Origin of the sequence: Pseudarthrobacter sp. PH31-O2, from assembly GCF_030063265.1 — a bacterium.
Taxonomy (GTDB): domain Bacteria; phylum Actinomycetota; class Actinomycetes; order Actinomycetales; family Micrococcaceae; genus Arthrobacter.
The window spans coordinates 71,570-86,049 of sequence record NZ_JASIST010000009.1 but is presented as its reverse complement, the minus strand read 5'-3'; the positions used below and the strand labels follow the sequence as shown (position 1 = coordinate 86,049).

Genomic DNA, 14,480 nt, shown 5'->3' with positions numbered 1-14,480 from the left:
GTCTTGTGAAGTTGCTTTTGAAGTAACGGATCGGGATGTGGCGCAGCTTGGTAGCGCGCGTCGTTCGGGACGACGAGGTCGCAGGTTCAAATCCTGTCATCCCGACCAATAAACAAGAGGGTCTTCCAACTGGAAGGCCCTCTTGTTGTATGTGTCCGGAATGTGAAACCCGACCGGGGGCGGGTGACGGGGATCGGGTGACAAAACAATGGCTCCGGGACATCGTGCCCCGGAGCCATCGAAGTGCCGCTGGCTACATCGGATCGGGCCAGTTGCCGACGTTGGTCGAGTAGACCATCGGATCTGGCCAGTTACCCACGGCCTGCGGTGCATTCATCGGGTCAGGCCAGTTGCCAACTGCCGTGACGCTGGTCCCAGCGGCGAAACCGGCAGACAGAACTGCCGGAGCGGCGGCGGTGAATGCCAGTGAACCCGCCAGGATGGCGCCGGCAGCAATTTTCTTCAACATAGAGTTCCTCAATACGAGTTGGGGTCCTTACCAAGTCAGCACTACCCTTGTTGACATACATTGTAAAATGTTTTCCACAGAGCCTGTCAAGCATTTAGTACAAAGAGTGTCCGGAATGAGGAGGTATCCGTGGGGAACGGATTCGGTGAGAAGCTCCGAGCGGAACGGCTCGAGCGTGGCCTGACGCAGGCGGAACTGGGCCGCAATCTGTACTCTCCCAGCTATATCTCCCTCTTGGAGACCGGCCGCCGCGAACCGACCGCGGACGTGATCGAGGAACTCGCCCGGCGGCTGGAACTGGCACCTAAGGCGCTGGAAGCCTGGAGCCAGCCCGTATCCGTCAGCGACGCCGAATACGTGCTCTCCGGACTGTACGCCCGCCAGGCCTGGGACCTGCGGGATTATCCGCTGGCGGCCACCCATGCAGCCGCCGCAGCCCAGATCGCCCTGGAAGCCAAAAACACCAGCGCCTGGTGGAACATGACCTATATGCAGGCCGAATGCTTGATCAAACAGGGTCAGTGGCAGGAGTGCACGGACATCGTCCAGCGCCTGCTGGATCACCCGATGGCCGCCGAGTCGGCAGGCCTGGGCGTGCGGGCAAGGCAGATGCTCGCCGCAGCCTCACAGGGTCAAGGGCAGCTGGCTGCCGCCGTCGGACACGCCCAGGAAGCGGTGCGGCTCTGCGCACAGCTGCCCAAGGGCTCGACCCTGATCATCGGCGCGCTGCGCGCCCTCATCGGTGCGCTGGCCGAGAGCGGGCGGCTGGACGAGGCCTGGGAATACTGCCGGGCCATGAACGGGCAGATGGATGACCACTCCATGACCCAACTGGCCGGCGAAGTAGCCTGGGTGATCGGCAACGTGGCATTTATGCGCCATGACTACACCGAGGGCATCAGGCACCACGAACGTGCCTCCCGGTTGCTCTCCCCCGCCAACGACATCGACCTCTGGGCGCGGTTTAACAAAGCTTCCGCGGCCGTCCGGCTGTCCTCCGGCATTGTCGAGCCGGAAACCCTGAGCTCGATCGAGCGCGCCGAGCTGGCGCTCTCAATTGTGGGCGGCAACAAAACTGACGAACTTGAAGTCGCTTTTATCCGGGCCCGCTGGCTCTACCTGACCGGGGACATCGTGGCCGCAGTCCGGAAACTGCGCGACATCCACGCCGACAAGGACGCGCTCGCTAAGCACACCGCGGGCGAGGTCTCGCTGCTGCTCGGCAAAGCGCTCAAGGCCGCGGCCGAAGCCGAGGAAGCACTGGTCTACCTCGAGGAAGCCCAGAAGGAGTTCAGCGCCGCCGGCGCCTCGGACCGGGTCCAGCAGGCGATGGACGCCGTGCTGGAAATCCGGCTGGCCCAGCGCCGCGCTCAGGCCGCTGCCTTGGCCGGGACCCAGCACCGCGCGCCCGCGGAGGCCTAGGCGAACGTCCGGCCGGTGAGCTTTTCGTAGGCCTCGACGTAGCGGCCACGGGTCCGGACCACAACGTCCGCGGGCAGCGGCGGCGGCGGTGCGTCCGAGGAGCGGTCCCAACCGGATTCCGACGAGGTCAGCCAGTCACGGACGTACTGCTTGTCATAGGACGGCTGGGCTTGGCCGGGCTGGTAGGTGGCGGCATCCCAGAACCGTGAGGAATCCGGGGTGAGCACCTCATCGCCGAGGGTGACGACGCCGGAACTCGTGTCGACGCCGAATTCCACCTTGGTGTCGGCGAGGACGATGCCGCGCTGACGGGCAATTGCCTCGGCCTTTGTGTAGATCGCCAGCGTCAGCTCGCGCAGCGAGGAGGCGGCGTCGGCGCCCACGGTTTCCACAACGGCGTCGTAGGTGATGTTCTCATCATGCTCCCCGACCTCGGCCTTCGCTGAGGGGGTGAAGATAGCCTCCTCGAGCCGGGATCCGTCCACCAGCCCCTCGGGCAGGGGAATGCTGCACACCGTGCGGGACCGCCGGTATTCCTCGAGTCCCGAGCCGGTGAGGTAACCGCGGGCGATGCATTCGACCGGGAACATCTGCAGTTTTTTACAGATCATCGCGCGGCCCTCCACGGCGGCCGGCACCCCGGCCTCGACAGTTGACGCGAGCACATGGTGCTCCACGCCGAGCTGCTCGAACCACCACAGGCTCAGCTGGGTCAAAATGCGGCCCTTATCCGGGATCTCGCTGGCAAGGACGTGATCGTAGGCGCTGATGCGGTCGCTGGCGACGACCAGCACGCAGTCCTGGCCGATGCGCTCCGTGATGGACCCGTCCGCCGGAACGTAGAGGTCGCGGACCTTCCCCGAGTAGATGTGCTTCCAGCCGGGAAGATCCACCGCGGCGGTGTCCAGGCCGCCGCCCGGGGCGGACGGCGCGGGTTCGGCGGCTTCCGGCACGCCGGATTCGGAGGTGCTCATGCTCAAGCCTTCGCTTTCTGGGCTGCGGAGGTTCCGCGGTTCTGAACGCTAATCTCACCGCGGGCCGCTTTGCCGCCGATATCCGTGCGGAACTGGCTGCCCTCCAGCTGGACCAGTTCGACGCCGTCGTACGCGCGTTCCCGCGCCTCCACCAGGTCCGCGCCGAGAGCTACTACTGCCAGCACCCGCCCGCCGGCGGACACAACTTTGCCTTCGTCGTCAAGCCGGGTGCCGGCGTGGATCACGTGGACACCCTCGATCGACTCGACTTTTTTGAGCCCCCGGATCCGGTCGCCGGTGCGCGGCTCGTTCGGGTAGTTTTCGGCAGCGACGACGACGGCGACTGCGGTTTCCTTGGACCAGCGCAGCGGCTGGACCTTATCCAATTCGCCCTTGGCGGCCGCCATCAGCAGCCCGCCCAGGGGCGTCTTGAGGCGGGCCAGGACGGCCTGGGTCTCCGGATCGCCGAAGCGTACGTTGAATTCGATCACGCGGGTACCGCGGGAGGTCAGGGCCAGGCCGACAAACAGCACGCCGACGAACGGGGTGCCGCGGTGCGCCATCTGGTTGACCGTAGGCTGGGCAACGCGGTCCAGGACTTCCTGGACGAGGCCTTCCGGCGCCCATTCCAGCGGGGTATAGGCGCCCATTCCGCCGGTGTTGGGTCCTTCGTCGTTGTCGAAGATCCGTTTGAAATCCTGTGCCGGGGACAGCGCCACGGTGTTCACGCCGTCGCAGAGGACAAAGACGGACACCTCCGGGCCGTCGAGGAACTCCTCGATCACAACGGTGCCGCCGGCATCGAAGCAGCTCTGCGCGTGGGCGAGGGCCTCCTCCCGGTTGCTGGTGACAACAACACCCTTTCCCGCGGCGAGTCCATCATCCTTAACAACGTAGGGGGCGCCAAAGATATCGAGGGCGTCCGCGGCTTCACCGGCGTTGGACGCCACCCGGGCCATGGCGGTGGGGACGCCCGCCTCGGCCATCACTTCCTTGGCAAAGGCTTTGGAGGCCTCGAGCTGGGCTGCGTCTTTGCCGGGACCGAAGACGGGGATGCCCGCGGCACGGACGGCATCGGCGACTCCGGCGGCAAGAGGCGCCTCGGGGCCGACCACCACCAGATCCACTGTGAGCCTGGCGGCCAGCGCCGCGACGGCGGCGGGATCACTCGCGTCAATGGTGTAGGTGGGGACCAGCTTGCTGATGCCGGCGTTGCCCGGGGCCGCGTGGACCTCGGACACAACAGGGTCGGCAAGCAAGGATCGGACAATGGCGTGTTCGCGGCCGCCGGGGCCGATGACAAGTACCTTCACAGTTCCCAAGAGTACGTTGTGGACCGTGCAGGCTCCTAAGCTGTGACCGCCGCAGCACATGCCCAGCCCCGGCCGTGCCCACTGGACATAATGCCAACATGCCCATCCCCGCGCCTACCCGGCGGACATGTCCCTCCTGGGACGGCGGGCCATCCGGTGCAGAGGCCGCTACGAATTTCCGGTATGGACAAGCCCAGCACGCACAGACTCCGCGCGGATGAACCCGGCACAGCGAACGCCCGGCGGAAGCAGCCGGTCGTTCGCACCCCGGCGAAGGCGTTGTCCGGCCCCACCGGCCTGGCCGCGCTGGCCGGCGTCGCTGCAGCCGCCGTCGTCCTGTCCGTAGCGGAACTCATCGGCGCGTTCTTCACGGCGCGGGCGACGCCGCTGATCGCACTCGGCTCGACTTTCATCGACTTCACGCCGTCGTGGATGAAGGATTTCGCGATCGCCACCTTCGGCACCAATGACAAGCTCGCGCTATTCGTCGGTATGGCGGTTTCCATCCTGGTGCTCGCCTGTGTCCTGGGCGTTGTGGCCTACCGCAGGTGGGCACTCGGCGTCGCCGGCGTTCTGCTGATGGGCGCGGTCATCGTCGCCAGCGTCGTGACCCGGGCCGGGGTGCGGCCGGTCGACGCGATTCCCGCCCTGATCGGCACCGTTGCAGGACTCATCGCGCTCCGGATCCTCGTGACCCGGCTGTGGCGGATGCAGCAGTGGCCGGACCGGGCGGCCGACATCGCAGCCAAGGAACCCGAACGCCCCGCCACCAGCCGCCGCGCTTTCTTCGCCGCGACCGGGGTAACCGCCGCAGCCTCCGCCATCGCCGCGACCGGCGGGCGCCTGCTCAGCTCGGCCCGCAGCAACGTGGCGAAGGCCCGCGAATCCCTCCAGCTCCCCGCCCCGGCGGAACCCGCCGCCGCCGTCCCCGCCGGCGTCCAGTCCAGGGCAGCCGGGGTCACGCCGTGGCTGACGCCGAACACGGACTTTTACCGCATCGACACGGCGCTGAGTGTGCCGGAAATCAACGCCCAGGACTGGGAGCTGCGCATCCATGGCCTCGTGGACCGGGAAATCAGGCTCAGCTTCCAGGACCTGCTGGACGCGAAGCTGATCGAATCGCACGTCACTTTGACCTGCGTTTCCAACCCGGTGGGCGGGAACCTGGCCGGTAATGCCAAATGGTTGGGCATGCCCATCCGGGATGCACTCGCTATGGCCGGGCCCAAAGAGGGTGCCGACATGGTGCTCTCCACTTCAATCGACGGCTTTAGCGCCTCGACTCCGCTGGAGGTCCTGCAGGACGACCGGGACGCCATGCTGGCGATCGGCATGAACGGTACAGCCCTGCCGCTGGAACACGGCTACCCGGTGCGGATGGTCGTCCCCGGGCTGTACGGTTTTGTCTCCGCCACCAAATGGGTGGTGGACCTGGAAGTCACCCGTTTCGCGGACAACAAGGCGTACTGGACCCAGCGCGGCTGGTCCGAGCGGGGCCCCATCAAGACCATGGCCCGGGTGGAAGTCCCGAAGTCCTTTGCGAAGGTACCGGCCGGACGAGTCGCGATCGGCGGCACCGCCTGGGCCCAGACACGTGGCATCACCAAGGTTGAGGTGCAGATAGACAACGGCCCCTGGATCGAGGCAACCCTCGCCGGGGAGGCCTCACTCATCAGCTGGCGGCAGTGGTCCCTGGATTGGGAAGCGACACCGGGGCCGCACTACATCAAGGCCCGCGCCACCGACGGCACCGGCGAAGTCCAGACGGATAAACGTGCCGATCCGGTTCCGGACGGCGCGTCTGGCTGGCAGTCGCTGATGGTGACCGCGGAATAGCGCAGGTATCCCCGCCGGGCACCTTAGACTTGCTCCATGCCCTTGAATTCGCATGCCACGTTTACCGTCGAGTCCGCCGTCGAACTGGCCGTCGTTGAGCGCAGCGGCTTCGTGGAGTCCCGGCACATCGGTTCCGCCGTGCTGATCGCCGGTGACGGCACCATCGTCACCGAGCTGGGCGACATCACCACTCCGATCTTCGCCAGGTCCACGCTCAAACCGTTGCAGGCCATCGCGTCCATGCAGTCCGGCGTTCCGCTGCGCGGCGCGCAGGCAGCTATCGCCTGCGGCAGCCATGTCGGCTCGCTGGATCACATGGACGTCGTCGAGGGCATGCTCAAGGCGGCGGGGGTCACCGAAGAGCAGCTCCAGTGCCCGGCCGCCTGGCCCGAGGATGAGGACGCCCGGAACTGGCTGGTCCGCTCCGGGCGGGGCATGTCCAAACTTGCGTTCAACTGCTCCGGAAAGCACGCGGCTTTTCTTTGGGCCTGCACCGAAAACGGCTGGGACACGCACAGCTACCTTGAACCAAATCACCCGCTGCAGCAAAGCATCAGGTCGGTAATCGAGGAATACTGCGGCGAAAGCATCGCCCACCTCGGCATTGACGGGTGCGGCGCCCCGGTGGCGGCCGTCTCCCTGACCGGGCTGGCCCGGGCCTTCTCCAAACTGGCCAAGGCCCCCGGGGACAAGAACTCCAACGCCCGCGCCGCCACGATCGCCACGTCGATGCTTGATTATCCGTGGGCGGTGCAGGGCACGGGCGAGCCGAACACGATCGTTATGGACGATCTGGGCATCCTCGCCAAGATCGGCGCTGAGGGTGTGCTGGTGATGGCCACCCCGACCGGGGCCGCAGTGGCCCTCAAGGTCCTCGACGGCAACATCCGGGCCACCACGCTCGTCGGCTTGACCCTGCTCGCAGCCGCCGGCGCCGTTGACGTGCCGGAAGTGGCCAGCGTCCTGGACAAGGTGGTCTCCCCCGTTCTCGGCGGCGGCCGCCCGGTCGGCAAAATCCGCCTCGGCAACGCCGTCTCGGCGCTGCTGGACTAGCCATGGCCGTCGCCCGACGCCGGATCGCCATCGAGGAGGGCCGCGCAGCCCTCGCCGTGTGGCAGGCAGCCAACCCTCCGGCGCCGGAGGTTTCCGCACCCGCCGGCCAGGACGCCGGCCCTCCCGTCCCCCGCAGCACCCTCGCAACGGCGGTCCGCTACTGCCTGGAGGAGGTCACCGCGCGGGCACCGGGAAACTCCGTGGAGGTGCGGGTTCCGCCGTTCGGTGTCACGCAGTGCGTGGCGGGCCCGCGGCATACCCGAGGTACTCCGCCGAACGTTATCGAGTGCGACGCCGCCACCTGGCTGGCGATGGTCAGCGGGCAATTGAGCTGGGCAGAGGCCGTCGCCGCCGGGCAGGTGGCAGCGTCAGGGCTCCGTGCGGACCTATCCGGACTGCTGCCACTCTAGGGGGGCCGCTTTTTTCGCTGCTAACCGCGCCCGATGAACGGCATCCCGGCGGCGGTGACCACCAGGGATCCGACGCTGGCGGACGGCGGCATCCCGGCCATCAGCAGCACTGCACGCGCCGCGTCGTCGACCGGGAACGTCGGCTCCACACGGCTGCTGCCGTCGGCCTGGACGGCTCCTGAGCCGACTCCGATGGTGTCCATCAGTTCCGTGGCCGTATTGCCGATGTCGATCTGCCCGCAGGTGATGCCAAAACCACGGCCATCCAATTCAATGCTTTTGGTCAGCCCGGTCAGGGCGTGTTTGGTGACCGTGTACGCCACCGTCCGGGGCCGGGGCGAATGCGCGGCGATGGAGCCGTTGTTGATGATCCGGCCGCCCTGCGGCGTCTGTGCCTTCATGGCCCGGACGGCGGCAGCGGCGCACAACAGGGAGCCGGTCAGGTTAACTGCCACGGTGGCGTCCCAGTCCGCGATGCTGATCTCGTCCACGGATGCGGCAGGGCCGAAAACGCCGGCGTTGTTGAACAACACGTCCACCCGTCCCCAGCGCCCAAGGGCGGCCGCGAACAGCCGTTCGACGTCCTCCGGCACCGTAACATCGCACGGAACAGTCAGTGCCTGGGCATGACCTGCCCCGGTCTCAAGCAGTTGTGCTTCCCGGCGTCCGGCCAGCACCACCCGGTACCCGTCGGCGAGCATAAGTCGGGCGACGGCCCGCCCGATCCCCGAGCCGGCGCCGGTGACGATGGCGATCCGGCCGGGCAACTGATGTCGTGTCATCAGTCCAGCGTATGCCGGGTTGGCGTTTCACGGCAGTGATCCGGGCAAACATTGCTGCCATGTGTCACCGCGTGAGGGGCCGGCCGGCGTCCTTCCTGCCGGAGCGCTGTCCGGCACGGTAGCCAAACCAGAACGCGAACGTGGCGACGCCAAGTCCGATCAGCGCGAGGCCCGCCCATTTCCCGGCGTCCATGATCGTCAGGGCCTGGGGGGTGAAAGTCTGCTGGGACAGCGGGGCGTAGGCGAACCAGCCGAAACTCTCCTGCTGCACCGGCTGCAGGATCAAGACCAGGCCTACCGTCAGCAGCGCCAGGCCCGCAAGCGGCGCGGCGAACCGGGCCGGCCGGAAGCGGCGCCGCGGGTCGGAGACTGTGCCCTCTGTCGGATCCATGGACATACTGTAACCGGCCGCCGGCCGTCTTTGCCGCTAGCTCCGCCTGGTACGGGCTGCCAGCTGACCGATCGCACTGCCGGCAAGATTTTCCAGCAGTGCCCGGGGGCTTGAATGGACTTCGACGGCGCCGGCGTCCCGGAGTTCGGCTTCACCGGTGCCGCCGCAGGTGAGCCCGATGGCCGGGATCCCGAGTTCCCGGGCGGCGTAAATATCCCAGACCGCATCGCCCACGTAAACGGCGTCCGAGGCCAGCACGTCAACGGCCCGGAGCGCGGCCACGAGGATGTCAGGGGCCGGTTTGCTCTCCTTCGCGTCTGCAGAGCTGGTGGCGGCGTCGATGAAGGCGTCGGCACCAATCGTGGTTCGCAGTACTTCGAGGTCGCGCTCCCGGGCCGAGGATGCCAGCGCCACGGCCAGGCCGCCGTCGTGGCAGGCCGCCAGTAGCTCGCGCGCTCCCTCCAGCGGACGCAAAGCGGGCCAAAAGGTGGAAAACACTGCGGCATGGGAGGACATGATGGTGCCGTCCTCGGTGGTGTCCCGGTCAGCCGGCAGGAGCTTGCCGAGGATCCTGTCCCCACCCATCCCGATCAGGCGATGGATGTCCGCCATCGGCACCTCGTATCCTGCCTGCCGGAAAGCCTGCCACCAGGACAGGGTGTGGAGGTACGAGGAATCGACTAAAGTGCCGTCGACGTCGAACAGTACGGCGGCCTTGCCGGCGCCACGGCGCGCGGCAGAAGTCTGGGGAGCTGAGGCGTCCTGGCCACGGCGGGCTTCGGGACCTGATTCAGTGATGAGCCCGCGCTCGCTTTCCCGCAGCCAGCGATCCGCCGGAGAGCACGGTTCCGCGGCTGGTGCCGCCCGCGCTCCTACGGGGCACCTTGCCAAATGGCACGGCCTGCGCTGCCAGCCGCCCGGCACTGCGGTCCCGGATAAGTCCTGTGCCGGCGATTTCACGGGCCTGAGCGATGCCCGCCACGGCAGCCCTCTTCGTGGGGAAAGTGACCGAAACAGCCATCAGGCTGCCCGCGCCGTCAAGCATTCGAATCCGGTAGCCGCCGTCAGGCGCGTCCACGACCTCAAAATATCCAGCCATCGCACTCTCCTAATAATCCTCTATCCCAACGCCGGGATATATAGTAAGTGTACTTATCTAAGCGATGGATGAAAAGCTGTCCGGCTCAACCCGGGGGCCATGCACGGCCAACTCATCGGCCCGGATCACTGGCCGGGATGCGGGCTGGCGCCGCCGGCAGGCCATCGTCCTGCAGGATCAGGGCGCTCATCACGAGGGCAAAGTGGCTGAACGCCTGCGGCGTATTTCCCAACTGCCGCCCGTCCTCGAGGCTCCATTCCTCACTCAGGAGTCCGACGTCGTTGCGCAGCGCCAACAGGCGTTCGAACAGTTCCCGCGCCTCGTGGTGTCGACCCGCCCCCACAAGCGCCTCGACCAGCCAGAAAGAACAGGCGAGGAATACCCCTTCCCCGCCGGGCAGCCCGTCCCGGGATTCCTCCGGCTTGTAGCGGCGCACAAAACCGTCGTGGGTCAGCTCCCGCTGGATGGCATCAATTGTCCCGATCACGCGCGGGTCATCCGGAGACAGGAACCCGACGCGCGGGATGAGCAACAGGCTCGCGTCGAGCTCGGGCCGTCCGTACGACTGGACAAAGGTGTTTCGTCCAGCATCAAAGCCATTGGCCATCACGTCGGCATGGATGGTGTCCCGGAGTTCCTCCCAGCGGTCCGCGGGTCCGGGCAGGCCGAACTCCCGGACGCCGTTGACCATCCGGTCGGCCGCCACCCAGGCCATCACCTTGGAGTGGGTAAAATGCCTTCGTGGCCCGCGCATCTCCCAGAGTCCGTTGTCGGGCTCCCGCCAGACACTCTCGAGGTGGTCCATCAGTGCGAGCTGCACGTCCCAGGAGTCATCGGTGCCGGCCAGCAGCGAGGTGCGGGTCAGGGAGAGGCCATCCAGCACCTCGCCCCAGACATCAAGCTGCAACTGTCCCGCCGCCCCGTTTCCGGTCCGGACCGGCGCTGAGCCCTCATACCCGCGCAACCACGGCAGCTCCGTTTCGGGCAGCCGGCGCTCGCCGTGGATGCCGTACATGATCTGGAGTTCCTGCGGGCTTCCCGCCACCGCCCGCAGCAGCCATTCGCGCCAGGCGGCTGCCTCGTCCGTATACCCCGCCGCGAGCAACGCCTGGAGGGTCAGGGTGGCATCACGGAGCCAGCAATAGCGGTAGTCCCAGTTTCGCTCGCCGCCGAGCTCCTCCGGCAGCGAAGTGGTCACGGCCGCCACAATTCCTCCCGTGGGGGCATATGTCAGCGCCTTCAGGGTGATCAGTGAGCGCTGCACAACTTCACGGTAGGGTCCGGTAACCGTGCACCGGGCAGACCAGCGCTGCCAGAAGGACTCCGTCGAGGCCAGCGCCTGTTCCGGGTCCACCGCGCGGGGCCGCCCCAGGTGTCCCGGCGTCCAGGTCAGGACGAACGGTACCCTCTCCCCGGCCTGGACGGTAAAGTCGCTGATGGTCTGCATACGTTCGCCCCGCAGCGGCGCCTCGGTCACCAGGTAAGCCGCATCGGGGCCGGCGACGGCGCTGATCCCACGCTCGTCGCGCCGGACCCACGGGACGATGTGGCCGTAGTCGAAGCGCAGCACCAGCTCGCCGCGCATCCGGACGGTGCCGGTGACGCCCACAACAATGCGCACAATGTCCGCCGCCCCGTCGCGGGGCGGCATAAAGTCGATGACCTTCGCCGTCCCGGTCGGCGTCACCCACTCTGTTTCCAGGACGAGGGTGCCCTCGCGGTAGCTCCTTCGGGTGCATTCACCGCCACCCTCCGGGGCCAGCAGCCAGCGCCCCGCCTCGGGCGAGTCCAGCAGCGCGCTGAAGCAGGCCGGCGAGTCGAAGCGCGGCAGGCAGAGCCAGTCAATGGAACCCTCGGTACTGATCAGGGCTCCGGTGTGGAGATCGCCAACAAGTGCGTAGTCCTCTATGCGAGCCATGGGACCTACAGTGCCACACTGGTTTGGCTTGGACCACCGAACTCGGCGACCGCCGCGCGCTCCGTGCAAAGCGCCGGGCTGCTGGACCATTTGCTGACCGTCGATGAGACCGCGGCGCTTCCACCCCCGGCGAATCGGGCCCCTGTGAGAGGGTTGAGGCATGGAATTGGCCTCACACCACACCTCCGGGCGGCAACAGGTCTCCGGCACCAGGGTTTTTCGCTTGGCGCACACGGTCTCAGACACTTTCAACAGTCTGCGATTGAAGACTGCCCGGCGCTGGAATTTTGCCCCCAAGACGGTCGCCTACCAAGGCTACGGGTCGACGAGCTGGGTCCGGGTGCTCGGCCGGGTGGTCCTGACCAGCACGCTCAACCCCGGGAGCCGGGCGGCACAGGCTGCCCGGAACGGAAACCAGAACATCCGCGGCTGGCGGGCGTTTACCTCCGTGCCGGTGCAGTATTCCACGGTGGAGATCGAGATCGGCGGGGTGACTGCCCGCGTGCAGGCGGATCGCGGCGGGCTGGTGGATACCGTGGTGCAGGTGGAGTTGGCCCCGGGGTGGCACACTGCCGTGCTGCGCGCCGAAGGGACCGAGCCGGCCACAGCGAAGATCTTCGTCATTTCCCCGGATACCAAGCTTGGAATCGTATCCGACATCGATGACACCATTATGGTCACCGCGCTCCCCCGGCCGTTCCTCGCGCTTTGGAACACCTTTGTGCTCAATGAACGCGCCCGGATGGCGACACCGGGCATGGCGGTGCTGATGGATAGGCTCACGTTGGAGCACCCGGACGCTCCGGTGATTTACCTCTCTACCGGGCCATGGAACGCGGCCCCCACGCTGGCGCGGTTCATCACCAGGAACATGTACCCTTCCGGTGCCCTGCTGCTCACGGACTGGGGCCTCACCCACGACCGATGGTTCCGCAGCGGCCCCGAGCACAAACGCCGCAACCTTGAACAGCTGGCCCAGGAATTTCCGAACCTGCGCTGGTTGCTCTTCGGCGACAACGGGCAGCACGACGAAGCGATCTATTCGCACTTCGCCCGGCAGCACGGCGAGTGTGTGGCCGCCATCGGCGTCCGCCAGCTCTCCGCCAGCGAGGCCGTCTTCGCCGGCGGCCATTCGAACACCGGGGACCATACCGGTTCCAAGGTTCCGTGGATCTACTCCCCGGACGGTGCCGGCATGGCGAAGGGCCTGCAGGACCTGGGCATTCTCTAAGCCGGCACTGCCTCCGCGCCGGGAACCACCGGGCTGGCGGCCCTGTTCCGGGCCGAGAGCACTTCCTGGAGCCAGTAGTACGATGCCTTCTTTGTGCGCGTCTGGGTCCCGCTGTCCACGTGCAGCAGCCCGAACTGCTGCTTAAACCCGCCGGACCATTCGAAGTTGTCCATCAGCGACCACACGTAGTACCCACGCAGGTCGATCGACTCCGCCGCACCGCCAGGAGACGTCGCCTCAATGGCAGCTGCAATGTGGTCCGCCAGGTAGCGCACGCGGCGTTCGTCCGGGATGACGAGCCGTCCCTCCGGGTCCCGGATTTCGAGGTCTTCAAAGCTTGCCCCGCCCTCGGTGATGTAGACCGGCGGAAGGTCGGGGTATCGCCTGGCCATTTCCGCGAGCGCGACTCCCATGTATTCCGGTTTGATGGGCCACCCGTAGGCGGTGGTCTCGGTGTCCGGGAACGATGTGATGTGGAACGGGGAGCCGGACGCCGAGCCGCCCAGGTCATCCCCCATCGCCTCCGCCATTCCCTTGGGCACTGCGCCATCGCCCGGTCCGGCTGCCACCCGGGTGGGCATGTAGTAGTTGAGCCCGTAAAAGTCCAGCGGCTGCGAGATCAATGCCATGTCTTCGCTGGACGGGTCGAAGGAGGAGAAGAATGCGGCGGTCCGGACGGCGTCGGGGTACTTGCCCAGCAGCACGGGGTCCGCGTAGAGCCGGTTCTGGGCCATGTCCATCAGCCCGGCGCCGATCTTGTCCAGCGGGTTGATAGATGCAGGCACCATCGGCGAATAGACGTTCGTGATCCCGATCTCGCCCGGCACCTTGGCTGCCCGGAGTGCCTGGAGCGCCAAGCCATGGCCCAACAACTGGTGGTGGACGCTGGGCAGCGCCTTTAGCATCAGGGCTTCCCCGGGAGCGTGCAGCCCGAGCATGTAGCCGTTGGTACTGACGGTGGCCGGCTCGTTGACGGTTACCCAACGGGACACCCGGTCCCCGTAGGCGGCCGCCGCGATCGCGGCAAAGTCTCCCAGCCGGTAGGCCGTGTCGCGGTTCATCCAGCCGCCGGCGTCATCGAGCTCCAGCGGCGTATCCCAGTGATACAGCGTGGCCATCGGTGCGATCCCATTGGCCAGCAGCAGGTCAATCAACCGGTCGTAGAAGGCGAGGCCTGCCGGGTTGACCGGGCCACTTCCGCCGGGCTGGACGCGTGACCAGGACAAGGAGAACCGATATGAATCGATCCCGAGCTCCTTCATCAGGGCCACGTCTTCCGGCATCCGGTGGTAGTGGTCGCAGGCTATCGCGGGGCTGTGGTCCTCCACGATCGATCCGGGCTTGGCGGCGAACACGTCCCAGCCCGAGGGGCCGCGACCGTCCTCATCCAGTGCGCCTTCGATCTGGAAAGCCGCGGTCGCCACTCCGAGGGTGAAGCGCGGCGGCAGCAGGGCGGCCAAGCCCTTGGCGGAAGCATTCATCGGCCGGTTCCTCTTTGTCGTTTCAGGCAGTTGACTGATTTTACGCCGCTCCGAATCGCCGCGCCACGGGCTTCGGCTCAGTGCCCCGGACGACGCGGCAG

Annotated in this window: 14 protein-coding genes and 1 tRNA gene; 6 read left to right on the top strand and 9 right to left on the bottom strand. The window is 66.9% G+C overall.

Going from position 1 to position 14,480, the window contains the following annotated elements; translation table 11 throughout:
* Positions 1-31 precede the first annotated feature (31 nt).
* Positions 32-108 (top strand) — tRNA-Pro (locus QMG72_RS14150).
* Between the two features lie 145 nt (positions 109-253).
* Here the strand turns inward: QMG72_RS14150 and QMG72_RS14145 are convergent.
* Positions 254-469, bottom strand: coding sequence for a hypothetical protein (locus QMG72_RS14145; protein WP_283480862.1), 216 nt, complete (start codon positions 467-469; stop codon positions 254-256).
* A 129-nt stretch (positions 470-598) separates the two neighbouring features.
* On the opposite strand from QMG72_RS14145, the gene QMG72_RS14140 reads away from it, so the two are divergent.
* Positions 599-1,891 (top strand): helix-turn-helix domain-containing protein, encoded by a 1,293-nt coding sequence (locus QMG72_RS14140; RefSeq protein ID WP_226775457.1) that lies wholly within the window; start codon positions 599-601, stop codon positions 1,889-1,891.
* Here the strand turns inward: QMG72_RS14140 and QMG72_RS14135 are convergent.
* The gene (locus tag QMG72_RS14135) at positions 1,888-2,865 is read right to left on the bottom strand and encodes a phosphoribosylaminoimidazolesuccinocarboxamide synthase (RefSeq protein WP_226775456.1); all 978 of its coding nucleotides are present in this window, start codon (positions 2,863-2,865) and stop codon (positions 1,888-1,890) included. The two genes, QMG72_RS14140 and QMG72_RS14135, sit on opposite strands and share 4 nt — an antisense overlap.
* Before the next feature lie 2 nt (positions 2,866-2,867).
* Positions 2,868-4,178, bottom strand: a complete 1,311-nt coding sequence (gene purD, locus QMG72_RS14130; protein ID WP_226775507.1) for a phosphoribosylamine--glycine ligase — start codon at positions 4,176-4,178, stop codon at positions 2,868-2,870.
* A 183-nt stretch (positions 4,179-4,361) separates the two neighbouring features.
* On the opposite strand from purD, the gene QMG72_RS14125 reads away from it, so the two are divergent.
* The 3 genes from QMG72_RS14125 to QMG72_RS14115 are packed head-to-tail and all read left to right on the top strand — an operon-like array spanning position 4,362 to position 7,477.
* A complete protein-coding gene (locus QMG72_RS14125) occupies positions 4,362-6,014 on the top strand; it encodes a molybdopterin-dependent oxidoreductase (RefSeq protein WP_282358718.1) in 1,653 nt (550 codons plus the stop codon).
* Between the two features lie 36 nt (positions 6,015-6,050).
* Positions 6,051-7,067, top strand: a complete 1,017-nt coding sequence (locus tag QMG72_RS14120) for an asparaginase (RefSeq protein ID WP_226775454.1) — start codon at positions 6,051-6,053, stop codon at positions 7,065-7,067.
* Between the two features lie 2 nt (positions 7,068-7,069).
* Positions 7,070-7,477: a sterol carrier family protein gene (locus QMG72_RS14115; RefSeq protein ID WP_226775453.1), complete on the top strand. Its 408-nt coding sequence runs from the start codon at positions 7,070-7,072 to the stop codon at positions 7,475-7,477.
* A 20-nt stretch (positions 7,478-7,497) separates the two neighbouring features.
* Here the strand turns inward: QMG72_RS14115 and QMG72_RS14110 are convergent, their stop codons facing one another.
* The 5 genes from QMG72_RS14110 to QMG72_RS14090 form a co-directional block, all read right to left on the bottom strand.
* On the bottom strand, positions 7,498-8,259 hold the full coding sequence (locus QMG72_RS14110) for an SDR family oxidoreductase (protein ID WP_253031990.1): 762 nt from the start codon (positions 8,257-8,259) through the stop codon (positions 7,498-7,500).
* A gap of 64 nt (positions 8,260-8,323) precedes the next feature.
* On the bottom strand, positions 8,324-8,650 hold the full coding sequence (locus QMG72_RS14105) for a hypothetical protein (RefSeq protein WP_282358719.1): 327 nt from the start codon (positions 8,648-8,650) through the stop codon (positions 8,324-8,326).
* A 36-nt stretch (positions 8,651-8,686) separates the two neighbouring features.
* On the bottom strand, positions 8,687-9,355 hold the full coding sequence (locus tag QMG72_RS14100; RefSeq protein WP_282359038.1) for an HAD family hydrolase: 669 nt from the start codon (positions 9,353-9,355) through the stop codon (positions 8,687-8,689).
* 85 nt (positions 9,356-9,440) lie between these two features.
* A complete protein-coding gene (locus QMG72_RS14095; protein WP_226775450.1) occupies positions 9,441-9,749 on the bottom strand; it encodes a YegP family protein in 309 nt (102 codons plus the stop codon).
* Between the two features lie 112 nt (positions 9,750-9,861).
* Positions 9,862-11,667 carry a glycoside hydrolase family 15 protein gene (locus QMG72_RS14090; RefSeq protein ID WP_282358720.1) on the bottom strand — a complete coding sequence of 602 codons (1,806 nt, stop codon included), beginning with the start codon at positions 11,665-11,667 and terminating at the stop codon, positions 9,862-9,864.
* A 262-nt stretch (positions 11,668-11,929) separates the two neighbouring features.
* Between QMG72_RS14090 and QMG72_RS14085 the strand changes: the two genes are divergently transcribed.
* A complete protein-coding gene (locus QMG72_RS14085; RefSeq protein ID WP_282358722.1) occupies positions 11,930-12,898 on the top strand; it encodes an App1 family protein phosphatidate phosphatase in 969 nt (322 codons plus the stop codon).
* On the opposite strand, the gene QMG72_RS14080 is transcribed toward QMG72_RS14085, so the two are convergent.
* Complete coding sequence (locus QMG72_RS14080) at positions 12,895-14,379, bottom strand: glycoside hydrolase family 1 protein (RefSeq protein ID WP_282358724.1); 1,485 nt, start codon at positions 14,377-14,379, stop codon at positions 12,895-12,897. The two genes, QMG72_RS14085 and QMG72_RS14080, sit on opposite strands and share 4 nt — an antisense overlap.
* Positions 14,380-14,480: the final 101 nt, after the last annotated feature.

Bases quoted from the DNA above. Each gene is read 5' to 3' on its own strand.
- QMG72_RS14145 (WP_283480862.1), bottom strand. From the start codon at position 469: ATGTTGAAGAAAATTGCTGCCGGCGCCATCCTGGCGGGTTCACTGGCA.
- QMG72_RS14135 (WP_226775456.1), bottom strand. From the start codon at position 2,865: ATGAGCACCTCCGAATCCGGCGTGCCGGAAGCCGCCGAACCCGCGCCG.
- QMG72_RS14125 (WP_282358718.1), top strand. From the start codon at position 4,362: ATGGACAAGCCCAGCACGCACAGACTCCGCGCGGATGAACCCGGCACA.
- QMG72_RS14120 (WP_226775454.1), top strand. From the start codon at position 6,051: ATGCCCTTGAATTCGCATGCCACGTTTACCGTCGAGTCCGCCGTCGAA.
- QMG72_RS14115 (WP_226775453.1), top strand. From the start codon at position 7,070: ATGGCCGTCGCCCGACGCCGGATCGCCATCGAGGAGGGCCGCGCAGCC.
- QMG72_RS14110 (WP_253031990.1), bottom strand. From the start codon at position 8,259: ATGACACGACATCAGTTGCCCGGCCGGATCGCCATCGTCACCGGCGCC.
- QMG72_RS14105 (WP_282358719.1), bottom strand. From the start codon at position 8,650: ATGGATCCGACAGAGGGCACAGTCTCCGACCCGCGGCGCCGCTTCCGG.
- QMG72_RS14095 (WP_226775450.1), bottom strand. From the start codon at position 9,749: ATGGCTGGATATTTTGAGGTCGTGGACGCGCCTGACGGCGGCTACCGG.
- QMG72_RS14090 (WP_282358720.1), bottom strand. From the start codon at position 11,667: ATGGCTCGCATAGAGGACTACGCACTTGTTGGCGATCTCCACACCGGA.
- QMG72_RS14080 (WP_282358724.1), bottom strand. From the start codon at position 14,379: ATGAATGCTTCCGCCAAGGGCTTGGCCGCCCTGCTGCCGCCGCGCTTC.